General features: G+C 69.0%; 17 protein-coding genes. All 17 read left to right on the forward strand.

Features of this window, described 5'->3' with window-relative positions; translation table 11 throughout:
* The first annotated feature begins 46 nt into the window (after positions 1 to 46).
* The 17 genes from metK (at position 47) to ASD13_RS08490 (ending at position 19,479) form a co-directional block, all read left to right on the forward strand.
* Positions 47 to 1,240 (forward strand): methionine adenosyltransferase, encoded by a 1,194-nt coding sequence (gene metK, locus ASD13_RS08410; RefSeq protein WP_055868126.1) that lies wholly within the window; start codon positions 47 to 49, stop codon positions 1,238 to 1,240.
* Between the two features lie 16 nt (positions 1,241 to 1,256).
* A complete protein-coding gene (locus ASD13_RS08415; protein WP_055868129.1) occupies positions 1,257 to 3,215 on the forward strand; it encodes a hypothetical protein in 1,959 nt (652 codons plus the stop codon).
* 18 nt (positions 3,216 to 3,233) lie between these two features.
* Positions 3,234 to 4,154 (forward strand): methionyl-tRNA formyltransferase, encoded by a 921-nt coding sequence (gene fmt / locus ASD13_RS08420; protein ID WP_055868132.1) that lies wholly within the window; start codon positions 3,234 to 3,236, stop codon positions 4,152 to 4,154.
* Positions 4,151 to 5,650, forward strand: coding sequence for an RsmB/NOP family class I SAM-dependent RNA methyltransferase (locus tag ASD13_RS08425; RefSeq protein WP_442922325.1), 1,500 nt, complete (start codon positions 4,151 to 4,153; stop codon positions 5,648 to 5,650). Before fmt ends, ASD13_RS08425 begins: the two co-directional genes overlap by 4 nt.
* 4 nt (positions 5,651 to 5,654) lie before the next feature.
* Complete coding sequence (gene rpe / locus ASD13_RS08430) at positions 5,655 to 6,335, forward strand: ribulose-phosphate 3-epimerase (protein ID WP_017830572.1); 681 nt, start codon at positions 5,655 to 5,657, stop codon at positions 6,333 to 6,335.
* Positions 6,332 to 6,595 carry a phosphoribosyl-ATP diphosphatase gene (locus ASD13_RS08435; RefSeq protein ID WP_017830573.1) on the forward strand — a complete coding sequence of 88 codons (264 nt, stop codon included), beginning with the start codon at positions 6,332 to 6,334 and terminating at the stop codon, positions 6,593 to 6,595. Before rpe ends, ASD13_RS08435 begins: the two co-directional genes overlap by 4 nt.
* Before the next feature lie 38 nt (positions 6,596 to 6,633).
* Entirely contained in the window at positions 6,634 to 7,476 is an 843-nt protein-coding gene (hisG, locus tag ASD13_RS08440) for an ATP phosphoribosyltransferase (protein ID WP_055868140.1), read from the forward strand.
* A complete protein-coding gene (gene hisF / locus ASD13_RS08445; RefSeq protein ID WP_055868143.1) occupies positions 7,476 to 8,237 on the forward strand; it encodes an imidazole glycerol phosphate synthase subunit HisF in 762 nt (253 codons plus the stop codon). Before hisG ends, hisF begins: the two co-directional genes overlap by 1 nt.
* Positions 8,234 to 8,614 carry a phosphoribosyl-AMP cyclohydrolase gene (hisI, locus tag ASD13_RS08450; RefSeq protein WP_200942468.1) on the forward strand — a complete coding sequence of 127 codons (381 nt, stop codon included), beginning with the start codon at positions 8,234 to 8,236 and terminating at the stop codon, positions 8,612 to 8,614. The genes hisF and hisI overlap by 4 nt, the downstream gene beginning before the upstream one ends.
* On the forward strand, positions 8,611 to 9,198 hold the full coding sequence (locus ASD13_RS08455) for a Trp biosynthesis-associated membrane protein (RefSeq protein WP_055868146.1): 588 nt from the start codon (positions 8,611 to 8,613) through the stop codon (positions 9,196 to 9,198). Before hisI ends, ASD13_RS08455 begins: the two co-directional genes overlap by 4 nt.
* Before the next feature lie 47 nt (positions 9,199 to 9,245).
* Positions 9,246 to 9,476, forward strand: coding sequence for an HGxxPAAW family protein (locus ASD13_RS08460; protein WP_017830578.1), 231 nt, complete (start codon positions 9,246 to 9,248; stop codon positions 9,474 to 9,476).
* Positions 9,477 to 9,478: 2 nt separating this feature from the next.
* Positions 9,479 to 10,249: an indole-3-glycerol phosphate synthase TrpC gene (gene trpC, locus ASD13_RS08465; protein ID WP_174799579.1), complete on the forward strand. Its 771-nt coding sequence runs from the start codon at positions 9,479 to 9,481 to the stop codon at positions 10,247 to 10,249.
* Positions 10,249 to 11,517, forward strand: coding sequence for a tryptophan synthase subunit beta (gene trpB / locus ASD13_RS08470; RefSeq protein WP_055868152.1), 1,269 nt, complete (start codon positions 10,249 to 10,251; stop codon positions 11,515 to 11,517). The genes trpC and trpB overlap by 1 nt, the downstream gene beginning before the upstream one ends.
* The gene (trpA, locus tag ASD13_RS08475; protein WP_055868155.1) at positions 11,514 to 12,317 is read left to right on the forward strand and encodes a tryptophan synthase subunit alpha; all 804 of its coding nucleotides are present in this window, start codon (positions 11,514 to 11,516) and stop codon (positions 12,315 to 12,317) included. Before trpB ends, trpA begins: the two co-directional genes overlap by 4 nt.
* Before the next feature lie 10 nt (positions 12,318 to 12,327).
* Positions 12,328 to 13,353, forward strand: a complete 1,026-nt coding sequence (lgt, locus tag ASD13_RS08480; RefSeq protein WP_055868158.1) for a prolipoprotein diacylglyceryl transferase — start codon at positions 12,328 to 12,330, stop codon at positions 13,351 to 13,353.
* A 143-nt stretch (positions 13,354 to 13,496) separates the two neighbouring features.
* Positions 13,497 to 18,020 carry a glutamate synthase large subunit gene (gltB, locus tag ASD13_RS08485; protein WP_157535620.1) on the forward strand — a complete coding sequence of 1,508 codons (4,524 nt, stop codon included), beginning with the start codon at positions 13,497 to 13,499 and terminating at the stop codon, positions 18,018 to 18,020.
* Entirely contained in the window at positions 18,013 to 19,479 is a 1,467-nt protein-coding gene (locus ASD13_RS08490; protein ID WP_017830584.1) for a glutamate synthase subunit beta, read from the forward strand. The genes gltB and ASD13_RS08490 overlap by 8 nt, the downstream gene beginning before the upstream one ends.
* Positions 19,480 to 19,489: the final 10 nt, after the last annotated feature.

Raw genomic sequence — 19,489 nt, forward strand, 5'->3', positions numbered from 1 at the left:
AATGGGTGCAACACCCTCCATCCGTCCGTCCCGTTCTGGAGTACCGATGAGCGCCCTGCGTCTGTTCACGTCCGAGTCCGTCACCGAAGGGCACCCGGACAAGATCTGCGATCAGATCTCCGACAGCATCCTCGACGGCCTCATCGCGAAGGACAAGGGTTCCCGCGTCGCCGTGGAGACGCTCGTCACCACGGGCCTCGTGCATGTGGCCGGTGAGATCCGCACCGACGCCTACGTCGACATCCCCACGATCGTGCGCCAGGTCGTGAACGGCATCGGCTACACCTCCAGCGACACCGGCTTCGACGGTTCTTCGTGCGGCGTCAGCATCTCGGTCGGCGAGCAGTCGACCGACATCGCCCACGGCGTCGACAGTGCCCAGGAGCACCGTGACGGGTCATCGGTCGACCCGCTCGACGCTCTCGGTGCCGGTGACCAGGGCATCATGTTCGGCTTCGCCACGAACGAGACTCCACAGCTCATGCCGATGGCCGCCTGGACCGCCCATCGCCTCGCCGAGCGTCTCACCGAGGTGCGCCGCAGCGGAGCACTGCCTTTCCTGCGACCCGACGGCAAGACCCAGGTCACGCTCGGCTACGACGGCTTCACACCGAAGACCGTCGACGCGGTCGTGGTCTCGACCCAGCACCACCCCGACATCTCGCAGGAAGAGCTCAAGGCACAGGTCCGTGAGCACGTGATCGACCCGGTGCTCGCGACCACCGGACTCGACCTCGACGACGTCACTTTCTACATCAACCCCGCGGGTCCCTTCGTCACCGGCGGCCCCAAGGGCGATGCCGGTCTCACCGGCCGCAAGATCATCATCGACACGTACGGCGGGGCCTCCCGCCACGGTGGCGGCGCCTTCAGCGGCAAGGACCCGTCCAAGGTCGACCGCTCGGGTGCCTACGCCACGCGATGGGTGGCGAAGAACGCCGTCGCCGCAGGTCTCGCCGACCGCCTCGAGGTGCAAGTCGCCTATGCGATCGGTGTCGCGCGCCCTGTGGGTCTGTACGTCGAGTCCTTCGGCACGGGCAAGGTGTCGGACGAGGTCATCACGCGCGCGATCAACGAGGTGTTCGATCTTCGTCCGCAGGCGATCATCGAGCAGCTCGACCTGTTGCGCCCGATCTACGCCCAGACGGCCGCCTACGGGCACTTCGGCCGCGAGCTCCCCGACTTCACCTGGGAGCGCACCGACCGCGCCGAAGAGCTGCGCCGCGCTGCCGGGCTCTGATGGGACCGCGGTCCTGATGCCTCCGGAGAGCCGGCGCATCGCGCGCGTGCTCCTCGATTCCCCTCTGCCTCAGCTCGATCGGCTCTTCGACTACGCCCTTCCTGCGCAGTGGGGTGAGGTTCCGCTGGGTGTTCGTGTCCAGGTGCCGCTGCGCACCGCCGGGCGCGTAATCGACGGCTACGTGGTCGACATCGACACCGAGGACGACGCCGACCGGGCGCTGTCCGAGGTCGAGAGCGTGGTGTCCACGGTGCCGGTGCTCCCCGAGCGTCTGCACACCCTCGCGCGTCGCGTCGCGGATCGGGCAGCGGGTTCGGCGTCCGACGTGTTGCGCCTGGTGATCCCCAAGCGTCAGGTGCGCGTGGAGAAGGCCTGGACCGCAGACACGCCGGCCGAGACACCCGATGCGGAGGCACTCCTCGTCGCAGAGGAGACCGTCGGCCTGTACGACGGCCTCGGCGAGGTGCTCGACTCGGGCGGGCGCGCGGCTGTGGAGGCGATTCCCCAACTCGTCGACGGCATGCAGGGATGGGCCCGCCTGCTGGCCGCGTCGGCCGCTCGCATGCTCGCCGCCGGCAGATCATCGATCATCGTCGTGCCCGACAGCCGTGACCTGGACCGGCTCCTCGCAGCTCTCGAGTCCCTCGTCCCCGCCGGTGCTGTGGTGCGTCACGATTCCCGGCAGAGCAACCCCGATCGCTATCGCGGCTTCCTCCGCACCCTCGAGGACGCCCCCTGCATCGTGGTGGGAAACCGATCAGCCGTCTACTCTCCCGTCGTGGCGGGACTGGTCGCGATCTGGGACGACGGCGATCCGCTTCTGGGGGAACCGCTGGCCCCGTACGTCAACGCACGAGACGCCGCCCTCCTGCGTCAGGAGCTGGAAGGGTCGGCCCTGCTGTTCGCCGGCCACACGCGGACGACCGATGTCGAACGCCTGGTCGTCCTCGGCTGGCTGCAGGATGTCAGAGCGGCGCGTCGTGTACTTCCTCGCGTCGTGCTCAGCACACCGCAGGAGATGGAGCAGCCGACCGCCCAGCGCATGCCGTCCTCCGCCTTCCTCGCCGCACGCACCGCTGCAGCCGAGGGCCCGGTGCTCGTGCAGGTCTCCCGACCCGGCTTCTCGCCCTCTCTCGTGTGCGCGGACTGTCGGGCTCCGGCGCGCTGTGCACACTGCGGGGGGCCGCTCGGCGCGAAGCACCGTGGTGCCGTGCCGGTGTGCGCCTGGTGCGGCCGGGCCGCCAGCACCTGGTCGTGCCCCTCGTGCTCCTCGACGAAGCTGCGCCTCGCCTCTTCAGGCAGCGAACGCACCGCCGATGAACTGGGTCGCGCGTTTCCCGGCGTTCGGGTGATCGTCGCCGACAGCGCGCACCCGGTGGAGCGCGTCTCGGCGGCACCTGCGCTGGTGGTCGCCACACGCGGTGCCGAGCCCATCGCCGACGGCGGTTATCGCGCTGTCGTGCTCCTGGACGGCCCGCGCATGCTCCAAGCCCCCGATCTGCGCGTCGCCGAGTCGTGCCTGCGCTGGTGGTCGAACGCGGCAGCACTGGCGGCGCCGGGCGCTCCGATCCACCTGGTCGGCGTCAACGGGGCCGCAGCGAGGGCGCTGGCGACCTGGAACCAGGCGGGCCACGCCAGGGTCGAGCTCGAGAGCCGCGCTCCGCTGCACATGCCGCCGACGACGCGAGTGGCCCTGGTGCAGGGCTCGGCGTCTGCGGTCGCCGGCGCACTGGCCGCGCTGAACGACCTCGCCCTGCCTGCCGATGCGGTGCTCGGCCCTGTCCCCGTCGAGTCCGACGACATCCCGCCGCGGGTCCGCGCTCTGGTGCGATTCGAGTACGGCGCGGGGGCGCGCGTCGCGACCGCCCTGCGCGCCGCGGTCGTGGCGGAAGCCGTCAGCGGGCGTCGCCGAAAGGGGCGTGCGACCAAGAGCACGCTCTCCGTCCGCCTCGATATCCTCGAACCAGAGCTCTGACCCTTCCGGAGAACCTTCATGCGCCTCGTCTTCGCCGGCACACCCGCTGCGGCTGTGCCCACCCTTCGCCGTCTCGCGGCATCCCACGACATCGCTGCCGTCGTCACTCGACCGGACGCGCCTCTCGGGCGTCGTCGCGTGCTGACCGCGTCGCCGGTGGCTCAGGCGGCCGAGGAGCTGGGCCTCCCGATCATCAAGGCCGCCCGGCTCGACGATGCCGTGACCGCGGAGATCACGGCGCTCGAGGTGGACCTCGGCGTGATCGTGGCCTACGGCGGCCTGGTGCGCGAACCCCTGCTCTCGGCGCCGAGAGCAGGATGGATCAACCTGCACTTCTCGCTGCTGCCCGCCTGGCGCGGAGCGGCACCGGTCCAGCGCGCTCTGATCGCCGGAGACGCGGTGCTCGGAGCGAGCGTCTTCCAGCTGGTCGCTGAGCTGGACGCCGGCGATGTGTTCGCGACGCACGCGGTCGATGTTCCCGAGACGGCGACGGCAGGGGAGGCCCTCGAAGCGCTCGCGTCGGAAGGTGCCGGACTCACCGCAGACGTGGTCTCCTCGATCGCGGACGGCACGGCGCTGGCGGTTCCCCAGGAGGGCGAGCCGACCTTCGCCGCCAAGCTCGCCCTCGCCGACGGACTGCTCGACTGGAATCAGCCGCTCGACGCCGTGTTCGCCCGCTTCCGCGGCGTGACCCCCGAGCCGGGAGCACACACGACCGTCGCGGGTCAGCCTCTCAAGGTGCTCGAAGCGGCTCCGGCGCCGGATGCCGAATCGCTCGCTCCCGGGCGTCTCCGGGGCACCAAGACCGCCCTCCACATCGGCACGGGCACCACACCTCTCGCCGTCACGCGGGTCCAGCCCGCTGGCAAGGGCGCGATGAATGCAGTCGACTGGTGGCGTGGTCTGCGCGGCGGCGACGAACTGGTGGCCGGAGAATGAGCGACGAAGGGCGGAGCCGCCGATCCACGCCATCGAACGGGCGACCGCGTGGCGCGCGAGGTGCGACAGACGGGCGCCGTGGTGGTCAGCACAGCCCCGTCCGCACCGTGCAGCCCGCCCGACGGGTGGCCTACGACGTGCTGCGCGCGGTGTCGGAGACCGACGCCTACGCGAACCTTGTGCTCCCCACGGCGATCGCTGAGGCGCGACTCACGCCTCAGGATGCGGCTCTCGCCACCGAGCTGACCTACGGCACGCTGAGGCGCCTCGGCACCTATGACGCGATCATCGCCGCCGCGGCGGGTCGCTCGCCGGACAGCATCGACCCCGCCGTCCTCGATGCGCTGCGCCTCGCGGTGCATCAGCTGCTCGCCACGCGCGTCGCCTCGCACGCGGCCGTCAACGAGTCCGTGAACCTCGTGGCCACGGAATCCGGACGAGGAGCGTCGAGCTTCGCGAACGCGGTTCTCCGCAGGATCACCCGTGAATCGGGCGAAGAATGGCAGACGCGCGTCGAGCAGCACGCGCGGTCCGACGATGAGCGGCTGGCGCTGCGCGCCGCGCACCCGGTGTGGGTGATCCGCGCTCTGCGCCGTGCTCTCGCGGCGGAGGGCCGTGGCGAGGAGCTGGAGGCGCTCCTCGAGGCCGACAACGCCTCGCCGGATGTGACACTCGTCGCCCTTCCGGGGCTGGCCGAGCCGGGGGAACCCCGCCTTCCCTACGCATCGACGGCCTTCGTGTCTCCCGGGGGCGATCCGCGTCGTGCGGTCGAGGGTTCCGGTGGCACGGTGCGCGTGCAGGACGAGGGATCCCAGCTCGTGGCGCTCGCCCTGGCCGGTGCCGCTCCGATCACCGCCGGCGAGCGCTGGCTCGATCTGTGCGCCGGCCCCGGCGGCAAGACCGCTCTCCTGGCCGCAGTGGCGCACGAGCACGAGGTCACTCTGGAAGCGAACGAGATCGTCCCGGTCCGGGCGCGACTGGTGCGCAAGGCGCTCAGAGCCGTACCCGGCGAGATCGTCGTGCACGAGCAGGACGGGCGTGCACTCGCGTCGGCTCGGCCGGGGGAGTTCGACCGTATCCTCGTCGATGCTCCCTGCACGGGCCTGGGCGCACTGCGCCGTCGCCCTGAGGCGCGGTGGCGGAAGTCTCCGGCCGATGTCGCCGAACTGGTACCGCTCCAGGTGGAGCTGCTCTCGGCGGCCCTGGACGCTCTCGCCCCCGGCGGGATCGTCGCCTACGTCACGTGCTCGCCACACCTCGCCGAAACCACAGGGGTCGTGAAGGAGGTGCTGCGCGACCGCGCGGACATCGTCGAGCTCGACGCCCGTGCGGCGATCGCCGACGTCGCTCGCTCGCCGATCGATCTGGCCGACGAAGGCCGGACGGGTTCGGGTAGTGCTCAGCTCTGGCCGCACCGCCACGGGACGGATGCCATGTTCCTCGCGCTCCTGCAGCGCACCGCAACGGAGAACACTCCATCAGGGAAGGAAGACTAGGACCGTGGAACTGCCTCGCGCCCCGCGCATCAACCCGAGCATCCTCGCCGCCGACTTCGTGAACATGCAGGCGGATCTCGCCCGGATCGCGACCGCTGACTTCGCGCATGTCGACGTGATGGACAATCACTTCGTCCCCAACCTGACGTTCGGTCCGCAGATGGTCGAGCGCATCCAGGCGACCAGCCCGATCCCGCTCGATGTGCACCTCATGATCACGGATCCCGAGCGATGGGCTCCCGAGTACGCGGAGATCGGCGCGGCGAGCGTCACCTTCCATCTCGAGGCCGCGGACGACCCCGTCGCGCTGGCGCGCCGGCTCCGCGAGATCGGCTCTCGGGCCGGAGTCGCGGTGAAGCCCGCGACGCCCGTGGAATCCCTCTACGACGTGCTCGACGAGTTCGATCAGATCCTCGTGATGACCGTCGAACCCGGTTTCGGTGGACAGAGCTTCATGCCGGAGACGATGCCGAAACTTCGCGCTCTCGCCGAGGAGGCGCGTCGGAGAGGATCCCAGATCTGGCTCCAGGTCGACGGGGGCATCTCCGATCGCACCATCGAGATCGCGGCCGCCGCGGGTGCCGACACCTTCGTGGCGGGTTCGGCCGTGTACGGCGCCGATGATGTCGAGGCGGCCGTCACCCGGCTGAGAGACCTCGCCAGAGCCGCTAGCCTGGAAGCGTGAAGACTTTCGACGAGCTGTTCGCCGAGCTCAGCGTCAAGGCCGAGACCCGCCCTGAGGGATCGGGAACGGTCGCCGAGCTCGACGGCGGTGTGCACACGATCGGCAAGAAGATCGTGGAAGAAGCCGCCGAGGTGTGGATGGCTTCCGAGTACGAGTCCGACGAAGCCGCCGCCGAGGAGATCTCGCAGCTGCTCTATCACGTCCAGGTGATGATGCTCGCCAAGGGCATCAGCCTGCAGGACGTCTACCGACATCTGTGATGCGCTCCGTTCCGATCACCTCGAACTGAAAGCACTCCATGCTGCGCATCGCTGTTCCCAACAAGGGCTCGCTCTCCGAGACCGCCGCCGACATGCTCGCCGAGGCGGGCTACGCCGGTCGACGCGACCCCAAGACCCTGCACGTCGTCGACGCCGAGAACGACGTCGAGTTCTTCTTCCTCCGGCCCAAGGACATCGCGACCTACGTCGGCTCCGGCGCGATCGATGTGGGCATCACCGGTCGTGATCTCCTGCTCGACGCGCGTATGCCCGGCGCTCGGGAGATCGAAGCGCTCGGCTTCGCCGGCTCCACCTTCCGCTTCGCCGCTCCGACGGGGCGCTACACGGATGTGACCGAGCTCGACGGCCTGCGCATCGCCACGTCGTATCCGGGACTGGTCGACGCGTTCCTCGACGAGCGCGACATCGCGGTCGATCTGGTGCCGCTCGACGGCGCCGTGGAATCCGCGGTCCGCCTCGGCGTCGCCGACGCGGTGGCTGACGTCGTCGAGACCGGAACGACGCTGCGTCAGGCCGGGCTCGAGGTGTTCGGTCCCGTCATCCTGGAGTCGGAGGCCGTGCTCATCGCCGGTCCCGTCGATGCCGAGGGCGCGGAGACGCTCCTTCGCCGCCTTCGCGGTGTGATGGTCGCTCGTCGCTTCGTGATGATCGACTACGACCTGCCCGTCTCTCTCCTGGACGACGCCGTGAAGATCGCCGGCGGCGTCGAGTCTCCGACCGTCTCACCGCTGCGCGACCCCGAGTGGGTGGCGGTGCGGGTGATGGTCGCGCGCTCGCGCGTCAACCCGGTGATGGACGCGCTCTACGCGCTCGGTGCGCGGGCCATCCTGGTCACCGCGATCCACAACGCGAGGCTGTGATGACGCTCGCCAGCCGTGTCATCCCGTGTCTCGACGTGGCCGACGGCCGTGTCGTCAAGGGCGTCAACTTCGAGAATCTCCGCGACATGGGCGATCCCGTCGAACTCGCCCGGCACTATGCCGCGCAGGGTGCGGATGAGATCACCTTCCTCGACGTCACCGCGACCGTGGATGCGCGGGCGACGACCTACGACGTCGTCCAGCGCACGGCGGAACAGGTGTTCGTACCGCTGACCGTCGGCGGGGGAGTGCGCAGCGTCGACGACGTGGCACGTCTGCTCTCCGTCGGCGCCGACAAGATCGGGGTCAACTCGGCTGCGATCGCGCGTCCGGAACTCATCGGCGAGATCGCCGATCGGTTCGGTGCGCAGGTACTCGTGCTGTCCCTCGACGTGAAGCGGGCCCCCACCACGCGTTCGGGCTTCGTGGTGACCACGCACGGGGGCCGTACCCAGACCACCCTCGATGCCCTCGACTGGGCGCGCGAGGCCGCGGAACGCGGTGCCGGCGAACTGCTCGTGAACTCGATCGATGCCGACGGCACGCGTGACGGCTTCGACCTGGAGCTCGTCCGCCTGATGCGGGAGGCCGCCTCCGTGCCGGTCATCGCTTCAGGAGGCGCCGGGCGGGCCGCCGACTTCGCTCCGGCGATCAAGGCCGGTGCGGATGCCGTCCTCGCGGCGAGCGTCTTCCACACCGGTGCGCTCACCGTCGGAGACGTCAAGGACGCTCTTCGCGCCGAAGGGGTGCTCGTACGATGACCGACGCAGACATGCAGGCGACTTCCGTGGACGAGCGCATCGCCCAGGTCGCCTTCAACGCCGACGGACTCGCGCCCGTGATCGTGCAGCAGTGGGACACGCACGAGGTGCTCATGCTCGCGTGGGTCGATGCGGAGGCCCTCCGCCGCACGCTCACGTCCGGGCGAGCCACTTACTGGTCGCGCTCGCGTCAGGAGTACTGGCGCAAGGGTGACACGTCCGGTCACATCCAGGTCGTGCGTGAGGCCCGTCTGGACTGCGACGGGGATGCGATCCTGCTCCTCGTGGCGCAGACCGGTCCCGCCTGTCACACCGGAACGCGCACCTGTTTCGACGCCAACGATCTCCAGGCCCTCACCGGGACGGAGCAGTCATGACCTTCGCGCAGCGGGGCCGCTCCCTGTCCGTCTCCGGTTTCCTCCTCGCCGGTGCGATCGGCATCATCTCGTCGACCCAGACATGGCTGACGGTCGAACGCGCCGACGCGGGCGAGGCGATCCTGGTCCCCGGCGCGTCCGCCCTGGTGCTGCTCGCCCCGCTCAGCCTGGCGGTGTTGGCGCTCGGCGCCGCGCTGTCGATCTCCGGCAAGGTCGTCCGTCTGGTGTTCGGCGTGCTCGCGGGGGCGACGGCTCTGTTCCTGGGCTGGTCGACACTCCAGCTGGTGCTCGCCGAGCCCTTCGACGCCGTCGCCGCCACGGTCACCGAGGTGACCGGCCTCGCCGGTGGTGACGCGGTCCGTGAAGTCGTGGTGAGCATCGTGCCCTCGGCCTGGCCTTTCATCGCTCTGGTGGGCTGGGCCCTCCTGCTTCTCGCCTCCGTCGTGGTCCTGATGACCTGGCGTGGGTGGAAGGTCGGAGGCCGGCGTTACCGCACCGACCACGTCGAGGTCGCGCACGATGGCCCCGTCGACGCCGTGGATTCCTGGGACGAGCTGTCCCGGGGAACAGATCCGACCCGTTGACCCCGATAGACTGATTCCGAACTGCACGTCGTCCCCCGGAGGAGAACATGACCAACCCGATCGCCGACCCCGGCCACGGACACTCGCCTGCAGCCTGGACCGCCGTCGTGATCATGCTGGTCGGCGTCGCCGCCGGCACCGTCGCCTTCTGCTTCGAGCAGCCTGCCCTCGTCGTCGCCTCGGTCGCGCTCATCCCGATCGGCGCGATCGTCGGCTGGGTGCTCGCGAAGGCCGGCTACGGCGTGAAGGGTCCGAAGTACGCTCCGAAGGCGCACTAATGGTGCTCGCCGACCTGACGGCCGGCGCTGTCGCAGACGCTGAGCGTCGCGCCCTGTCGCGCCCGCTGGCCGCCCTCGAACGAGAAGCGCTCGCGCGCCCCGCCGCCAAGGACGCACTGTCTTTCCTGGCACCGGCGGATCGTGTCAAGATCATCGCCGAGGTCAAGCGGGCGAGCCCGTCCAGGGGAGCTCTCGCAGAGATCCCCGATCCGGCTCTCCAGGCCTCTCTCTACGAGACCGGCGGGGCATCGGCGATCAGCGTGCTCACGGAGGAGCGCCGCTTCGGCGGCAGCCTCGCAGACCTCGAGGCCGTGACGGCCCGGGTGTCGCTTCCGGTGCTGCGCAAGGACTTCATCGCCACCCGCTACCAGGTGCTCGAGGCACGTGCGGCGGGTGCCGACCTCGTCCTGCTGATCGTCGCGGGGCTCGAACCCGACGTTCTGCGCGACCTCTACGGTTTCATCGGCGAGCTGGGCATGACCCCCCTCGTCGAGACGCATTCCGCCGAGGAGCTCGAAGCCGCGATCGACCTGGGTGCACCGCTCATCGGGGTGAACGCGCGCGACCTCAAGACCCTCGAACTCGACCGCGACCTGTTCGGACGCCTGGTCGAGCGCATCCCCGACACGGCGGTGAAGATCGCCGAGTCGGCGGTGCTCACGCCCGCCGATGTCGTGCACTACCGTTCCGCGGGTGCTGACGTCGTCTTGATCGGCGAGGCGCTCGTGACCGGCGACCCCGTCGCCACTCTCAAGAGTTTCCTGGAGGCATGATGAGCCTGCGCGACCAGCACGGCCCCTTCTTCGGTGAGTTCGGCGGGCGTTTCATGCCCGAGTCGCTCATCGCCGCGATCGATGAGCTGACCGCGGCGTACGAGGAGGCGATCGCCGATCCGGAGTTCCGGTCCGAGCTGGCGCATCTGCTCAGCTCGTACGCCGGCCGCCCGTCCGCGATCACCGAGGTGCCGCGGTTCGCCGAGCACGCCGGTGGTGCGCGCGTCTTCCTCAAGCGCGAGGATCTGAACCACACCGGCTCGCACAAGATCAACAACGTGCTCGGTCAGGCGCTGCTGACCAAGCGCCTGGGCAAGACCCGTGTGATCGCCGAGACCGGTGCCGGTCAGCACGGCGTCGCCACCGCGACCGCAGCCGCCCTGTTCGGCCTGGACTGCACCATCTACATGGGCGAGGTCGACACCGAGCGTCAGGCGCTCAACGTGGCGCGCATGCGCCTCCTGGGCGCTGAGGTCGTTCCGGTGACCTCAGGTTCGCGCACGCTCAAGGACGCGATCAACGACGCCTATCGCGACTGGGTGGCGTCGGTGGAGACCACCAACTACATCTTCGGCACCGCGGCGGGACCGCACCCGTTCCCCGCGATGGTCCGCGACTTCCAGAAGATCATCGGCGAAGAGGCCCGCGCCCAGCTGCTCGACGAGGTGGGTCGGCTTCCCGACGCGGTCGTGGCCTGCGTCGGCGGTGGATCCAACGCGATCGGCATGTTCGACGCGTTCCTCGACGACGAGGGCGTCAAGCTCTACGGCGTCGAGGCCGCCGGCGACGGCGTCGACACCGACAAGCACGCGGCGTCGATCGAGCGCGGGCGCCCCGGCGTGCTGCACGGCGCGAAGACGTACGTCCTCCAGGATGCGGACGGCCAGACGGTCGAGTCGCACTCGATCTCCGCCGGGCTCGACTACCCGGGCGTCGGTCCGGAGCACTCCTGGCTCGCCGACATCGGTCGGGCCGAGTACATCCCGGCCACCGATGACGAGGCGATGCAGGCACTGCGCCTGCTCAGCCGCACCGAGGGGATCATCCCGGCCATCGAGTCGGCCCACGCCCTCGCCGGCGCGCTGCGCATCGGGCGCGATCTCGGCCCCGATGGACTGATCGCGATCTGCCTGTCGGGCCGAGGCGACAAGGACATGGACACCGCCGCCCGCTACTTCCAGCTCTACGACGAGGCTGCTCTGGCACACGACGTCTCCGCGGAGAGCGAAGAGGAAGAACTGGCCGCGAAGGGGGAGCCGCAGCTATGAGCCGTGTCGAACAGGCGATCCAGCGCGCCCAGGACGCCGGCCGCAGCGCCTTCGTCGGATACCTCCCCGTCGGCTTCCCCGACCTTGAGACGAGCATCCAGGCGGCCATCGCCCTCGCCGAGAACGGCGTCGACATCATCGAGCTCGGCCCGCCCTACAGCGACCCTGTGATGGACGGCGCGATCATCCAGGAGGCGACGACCAAGGCGTTGGCCGCGGGCTTCCGGATGGCCGACCTCTTCACCGCGATCCGCGCGATCACCGCGGCCACCGACGTCCCCGTCCTGGTGATGACGTACTGGAACCCGGTGATGCAGTACGGCATCGATCGCTATGCGGACGACTTGCTCGCGGCGGGCGGCGCCGGCCTCATCACTCCCGACATCACGCCCGACGCGGCAGGGGAGTGGATCGCCGCGAGTGAGCGGACGGGCCTGGACCGGGTGTTCCTGGCGGCCCCGACCTCCTCCGACGAGCGTCTCGACCTCGTCGTGAAGTCGTCCACCGGCTTCGTCTACACCGTCTCGACGATGGGCATCACGGGGGAGCGCGCCGAACTCGACCGCGCTGCCCGCACCCTGGTCGGACGCCTGCGTGCGCACGGAGCGCACCGCGCCTGCGTGGGCATCGGCATCTCGACCGCCGAGCAGATCGCCGGGGTGTCGGAGTACGCCGACGGCGCGATCGTCGGCACGGCCCTGGTCCGAGCCCTGCGCGACGGCGGCGTATCCGCTCTCGCCGAAGTCACCCGCAACCTGGCCACCGGCACCGCGTCGGTACGCCCCGATCACGAGAACTAGAATCGCACTCATGTCACTCGCGCTCCACAGCACCTTCACGAACGTGCTCGCCAGCATCCCGAGCCCCACGGTCTCCTATTTCGACCTCGGGCCGATCCGGATCCACTTCTACGCGCTGTGCATCATCGCCGGCATCATCGCCGCCACGTTCCTGACCAACCACCGCCTCACCAAGCGCGGTGCGGAGCCGTGGGTGGTCATCGACATCTCGATCCTCGCGGTGCCGCTGGCGATCATCGGAGCGCGCATCTTCCACGTGCTGACGCACCCGAACGACTACTTCGGCGAGGGGATCAACACCTGGAATCCCTTCCAGCCGGGCTCGGTGTGGGCGATCTGGGAGGGCGGAATCGCGATCTTCGGCGCCCTCATCGGCGGAGCCATCGGCGCGTACCTCGGGTGTCGCTGGACGGGCATCCGCTTCTGGACGTTCGCGGACGCCCTGGCCCCCGGACTGCTGCTGGCTCAGGCCATGGGCCGCTTCGGCAACTGGTTCAACAACGAGCTCTTCGGGCTGCCCACCGATCTGCCGTGGGGTCTGGAGATCCCTTCCACGAACTCGGCCTTCCCTCCGGGCCTCCCCGAGGGCACGCTGTTCCACCCGACCTTCCTCTACGAAGTCCTCTGGAACGGGTTGGGCGTCATCGTGCTGCTCTGGCTCGGGCGCAAGCTCTTCTTCCAGTGGGGCCGTCTGTTCGCGATCTACCTGATCTGGTACAGCGCTGGCCGCATCGTCTGGGAGTCGATCCGCATCGATCCGAGCGAGATCATCCTCGGTCTGCGCAGCAACGTGCTCGCGGCGATCATCGGCGTCCTCGTCGGCCTCGCGATCCTCATCGTGCAGACGCGTCGTCACCCCGGCCTCGAGCCCTCGCCGTACCAGCCGGGCCGCGAACGGAAGGACGCGGGCGCTGATGTACAATCGCAGAACAATCCCTCTGACTTCGTAGACGTGAGCGAGCCTCCGACCGAAGAAGTCACCGCAGGAGCCACCGCCACAAGCACTGCTCCCACGAGCGAGGACGGCTCTCGATAACGCCGCCTCGTGGCGGGAGAACCATTGCACTGAACGAGCGGGCCGACGTCGTCCCCGGGTTTCACTCGAAGATCTGAGGACGGTAACTGGTGTACTTCCAGCCCCCTTACGGCGCCTCCGGCGCATACCCCCCGAAGCAGGGCATGTACAACCCGGCGTTCGAGAAAGACGCCTGCGGCCTCGCCATGGTCGCGACACTGCGCGGCGAAGCCGGGCACGACATCATCGCGTTGGCCCTCGAGGCCCTGCGCAACCTGGAGCACCGCGGAGCCATCGGCTCGGATGCGGGCACCGGGGACGGCGCCGGCATCCTGACGCAGATGCCCGATGCATTCCTCCGCGACGTCGTCGGCTTCGAACTGCCGCCCGTGGGGGAGTACGCCGCAGGACTGGCGTTCCTGCCTCGCGATTCGAGCGAGCGCCGCCAGCAGAAGGCCGGGATCGAGAAGATCGCCCGTTCCGAGGGACTCCGCGTCCTCGGCTGGCGCGACGTCCCCACCGCCAACGAGAACCTCGGCAAGCTCGCCGACGAGGCGCGTCCCGCCTTCGAGCAGCTCTTCGTGAGCGCCGGAGGGGCGACGCATACCGATGCCCCCCTCACGGGCATCGCCCTCGACCGGGTCGCCTACCGTCTGCGCAAGCGCGCCGGGCACGAACTCGGCGCCTACTTCGTCTCGCTCTCGGCCCGTACACTCGGGTACAAGGGCATGGTCACGACGCTGCAGCTCGAGCCGTTCTATCCCGACCTGCAGGATGAGCGCTTCGCCTCCGAGCTCGCGGTCGTGCACTCCCGCTACTCCACCAACACGTTCCCGTCGTGGCCGCTCGCCCAGCCGCTGCGCATGCTCGCCCACAACGGCGAGATCAACACGGTCGGCGGCAACCGCAACTGGATGCGCGCCCGCCAGTCGCAGCTCGAGTCCGAGCTCCTCGGCGACATCACGCCGCTGCTGCCGATCTGCACCGACGGCGCCAGTGACTCCGCCTCGTTCGACGAGGTGCTCGAACTGCTCACCCTCACCGGACGCAGCCTCCCGCACGCCATCATGATGATGGTGCCGGAGGCGTACGAGAAGCAGGCCGACATCACGCCGGAGCTGCGCTCGTTCTACGAGTACCACTCCAACCAGATGGAGCCGTGGGACGGTCCGGCAGCGCTCATCTTCACCGATGGCACGCTCGTCGGCGCGACCCTCGATCGCAACGGCCTGCGTCCTGGACGCTGGACGGAGACGACCGACGGTCTGGTCGTGATCGGCTCCGAGACCGGTGTGCTCCAGTTCGAGCCTGAACGCATCAAGCGTCGCGGTCGCCTGCAGCCGGGCAAGATGTTCCTCGTCGACACCTCGCAGCGTCGCATCATCGAGGACAGCGAGATCAAGCACGACCTCGCCACCATGCACCCGTGGCAGGAATGGCTGGATGCCGGTGCCGTCCGGCTCGCCGAGCTGCCTGAACGCGAACACATCGTGCACCCGCCCGCGTCGATCACCCGTCGACAGCGCACCTTCGGATACACCGAGGAAGAGGTCCGCATCCTCCTCACGCCCATGGGGCAGACCGGTGTCGAGCCGCTCGGCGCCATGGGCTCGGACACGCCGATCGCGGTGCTCAGCAAGCGTCCTCGCCTGCTGTTCGACTACTTCACGCAGCAGTTCGCGCAGGTGACGAACCCGCCGCTCGACTCGATCCGTGAAGAGGTCGTCACGAGCCTCAAGCTGGGCCTCGGTCCGGAGAGCAACCTGCTCTCCTGGGGACCGGAGCACACCCGCACCGTCTCGCTCGACTTCCCGGTGATCGACAACGACGAGCTCGCGAAGATCCGCCACATCGACAAGGCGATGCCGGGTCGGTCGAGCGCGACCATCCGTGGCCTGTACCACTTCGACGCGGGTCCCCAGACTCTGCAGGACCGTCTCACCGAGATGTGCGCCGAGGTCGACGAGGCGATCGAGAACGGCGCCGAGTTCATCATCCTGTCGGACCGCGACTCGAACAAGGACCTGACGCCGATCCCGTCCCTGCTCATGGTCTCGGCGATCCACCACCACCTCATCCGCCGCGAGAACCGCATGAAGGTCGGGCTCATCGTGGAAGCCGGAGACGTGCGCGAGGTGCACCACGTCGCGACGCTGATCGGCTACGGAGCCTCCGCCGTCAACCCGTATCTCGCGATGGAGACGGTCGAGCACCTCGTGCGCACCGGCTACATCACCGGCATCACGCCCGAGAAGGCGGTCAAGAACCTGATCTACGCGCTGGGCAAGGGCGTGCTCAAGATCATGTCGAAGATGGGCATCTCCACGGTGTCGTCCTACGCGGGCGCCCAGGTGTTCGAGGCTGTCGGCCTCAGCCAGGAGTTCATCGACGCGTACTTCACCCGCACCGAGTCCAAGCTCGGCGGGATCGGCATCGAGGAGATCTTCGCCGAGAACCAGGCACGGCACGACTACGCCTACCCGGAAGATGCCGCGGCCCGTGCGCACGAGCGACTGTGGACCGGTGGTGAGTACCAGTGGCGCCGCGACGGCTCTCCGCACCTGTTCAACCCGGAGACGGTGTTCAAGCTGCAGCACTCGACCCGCACACGGCGCTACGACATCTTCCGCGAGTACACGAAGCTCGTCGACGAGCAGGCGGCCGAGCTCAAGACGTTGCGTGGACTCTTCAGCCTGCGCACCGGCACCCGCAAGCCCGTGCCGCTGGACGAAGTCGAACCGGTCTCCGCCATCGTGAAGCGCTTCTCCACGGGTGCGATGAGCTACGGCTCGATCTCCCGTGAAGCGCACGAGACGCTCGCGATCGCGATGAACAGCATCGGTGCGAAGTCGAACACCGGTGAAGGCGGCGAGGACCCGGACCGTCTCGTCGACCCCGAGCGTCGCAGCGCGATCAAGCAGGTCGCCTCGGGTCGCTTCGGCGTCACGAGCCTGTACCTCACCGAGGCGGACGACATCCAGATCAAGCTCGCCCAGGGCGCCAAGCCCGGTGAGGGTGGTCAGCTGCCGCCGACCAAGGTCTACCCCTGGGTCGCGCGCACCCGTCACGCGACGGCCGGTGTGGGACTGATCTCGCCGCCGCCGCACCACGACATCTACTCGATCGAAGACCTCAAGCAGCTCATCTTCGACCTGAAGCGGGCGAATCCCGAAGCACGCATCCACACCAAACTGGTGAGCCAGTCGGGAATCGGCGCGGTGTCGGCGGGTGTCGCCAAGGCGCTGAGCGACGTCATCCTGGTCTCCGGCCACGACGGCGGGACGGGCGCGAGCCCGTTGAACTCGCTCAAGCACGCGGGCACGCCCTGGGAGCTCGGTCTCGCCGAGACGCAGCAGACCCTCATGCTCAACGGGATGCGCGACCGCGTCGTGGTCCAGGTCGACGGTCAGCTCAAGACCGGTCGCGACGTCATCATCGGAGCACTCCTGGGCGCGGAGGAGTTCGGCTTCGCCACCGCTCCGCTCGTGGTCAGCGGCTGCATCATGATGCGCGTGTGCCACCTCGACACCTGCCCGGTCGGCGTAGCCACGCAGAACCCGGTTCTGCGTGAGCGCTTCACGGGCAAGCCCGAGTTCGTCGTCAACTTCATGGAGTTCATCGCGGAGGAAGTGCGCGAACTCCTCGCCGAGCTCGGCTACCGCTCGCTCGACGAGATCATCGGTCGCGCCGAGCTCATCGAGGTCAACGCCGCGGTGGAGCATTGGAAGGCCGAGGGCCTCGACCTCACTCCCGTGCTCGAAGGCCCCGTCTTCCCGGCGGGCGAGCCTCGCCGCAGCGGTCGCGCGCAGGATCACGAGCTCGAGAAGCACTTCGACGTGCAGCTGATCGACATCGCGAAGGGGGCGCTGCTCAACGGCGAACCCGTCGTGGTGGAGCTGCCCATCGCCAACACCGAACGCGCGGTCGGAACGATGCTGGGTCACCAGGTGACCTCTCGGCACGGTGCCGCTGGTCTGCCGCAGGGCACGATCGACGTCACCCTGCACGGCACCGCGGGACAGTCGCTCGGGGCGTTCCTGCCGCCGGGGATCGTGCTGCGGCTGGAAGGTGATGCGAACGACTACGTCGGCAAGGGCCTGTCGGGCGGTGACATCACCATCCGTCCGCCGCGCGGCTCCGCCATCGCACCCCATGAGAACGTCATCGCCGGCAACGTGATCGGCTACGGCGCTACCTCGGGGACGATGTTCATCTCCGGTGTCGTCGGCGAGCGGTTCCTGGTGCGCAACTCCGGCGCGACCGCCGTCGTCGAGGGCGTGGGCGACCATGCACTCGAATACATGACCGGTGGCCTGGCCGTGATCCTCGGTTCGACCGGTCGGAACTTCGGCGCCGGCATGTCCGGGGGAGTGGCGTACGTGCACGCGCTCGACACGAGCAAGGTCAACGCCCAGTCGCTGGGCAGCGGGGAGCTGCTGCTCGAGCCTCTGGACCGTGCGGATCTCGAGGTGCTGCGCAGCCTGCTCGTCGCACACATCGAGCGCACCGCGTCTCCGCGGGCGTCCGCGCTTCTCGAGAGTTTCGAAGAGGCCGCGGCAGAGTTCGTCAAGGTGCTGCCTCGCGACTTCGCCGCGGTGCGGAGCATGCGCGAGGAGGCGCTGGCCGAGGGGATCGACCCCGACGGCGACATCGTGTGGAACCGCATCCTGGAGGTGACCGGTGGCTGACCCCAAAGGCTTTCTGAAGGTGACCGAGCGGGAGCTTCCCGCACGGCGTCCCGTGCCCGTGCGCATCATGGACTGGAAAGAGGTCTACGAGCCCGGAGACACGCAGGTCCTCCGCCGTCAGGCCGGACGCTGCATGGACTGCGGTGTGCCGTTCTGCCATCAGGGCTGCCCGCTCGGCAACCTGATTCCGGAGTGGAACGATCTGACGTGGCGCGGCGAGGGCCGCGCGGCGATCGAGCGCCTGCATGCGACGAACAACTTCCCGGAGTTCACGGGTCGGCTGTGCCCCGCACCGTGCGAGAGCTCGTGCGTGCTCGGCATCAACCAGCCTGCGGTGACGATCAAGCAGATCGAGGTCTCGATCATCGACGAGGCCTTCGCGAAGGGCTGGGTCGAGCCCGAGCCGCCCGAGCGCCTCACCGGCAAGACGGTCGCCGTGGTCGGATCAGGGCCCGCGGGCCTCGCCGCCGCACAGCAGCTGACCCGGGCCGGGCACACCGTCGCGGTCTTCGAGCGTGACGATCGCATCGGCGGTCTGCTGCGCTACGGCATCCCGGACTTCAAGATGGAGAAGACGCAGCTCGAGTCGCGCCTGCGTCAGATGCAGGAGGAAGGCACCCGCTTCCGTGCGGGTGTCGAGATCGGCAAGGACATCTCCTGGCCCGACCTCCGCGCCCGCTACGATGCCGTCGTCATCGCGACCGGATCGACCGTGCCGCGTGATCTCGCGATCCCCGGACGCGACCTCGACGGCGTGCACTTCGCCATGGAGTACCTCGTGGAGTCGAACCACGCGGTCGCCGGAGACAAGGTCACCGACCAGATCAGCGCCGAGGGCAAGCACGTCATCGTGATCGGCGGCGGAGACACCGGTGCGGACTGCATCGGCACCGCTCACCGTCAGGGCGCGCTCAGCGTGACCAACCTCGCGATCGGCAAGCAGCCAGGCGACACGCGTCCCGACCACCAGCCGTGGCCGATGATGCCGACCGTCTTCGAGGTCTCCTCCGCGCACGAGGAAGGCGGTGAGCGGGTCTTCCTCGCATCGACCGTCGAGTTCCTCGGGAACGAGGTCGGCGAGGTCCGCGCGCTGCGTGTGGCCGAGACGGAGTACATCGACGGGCGCCGTGTGCCCAAGAGCGGCACCGAGCGGGAGATCCCGGCGGATCTGATCCTGATCGCGATGGGGTTCACCGGACCGGAGCAGGGCGGGTACACCGACGACACGCTTCCGCAGGTGACCGAGCGCGGTGCCTTCGGGCGCGACTCGTCGTACGAGTCGACGGTTCCCGGCGTGTTCGTCGCCGGCGACGCAGGCCGCGGACAGTCGCTCATCGTATGGGCCATCGCCGAGGGCCGTGCAGCGGCCGCGAACGTCGACCGATTCCTCATGGGCAGCACCGTGCTGCCCGAGCCGGTGCGTCCGAGCGATGTCGCGATCGGTCTCCAGCCCGCGTAGGCTGAGGCCG

It is taken from the genome of Microbacterium sp. Root1433D1, from assembly GCF_001426835.1.
GTDB classification, from domain to species: Bacteria; Actinomycetota; Actinomycetes; order Actinomycetales; family Microbacteriaceae; genus Microbacterium; species Microbacterium maritypicum.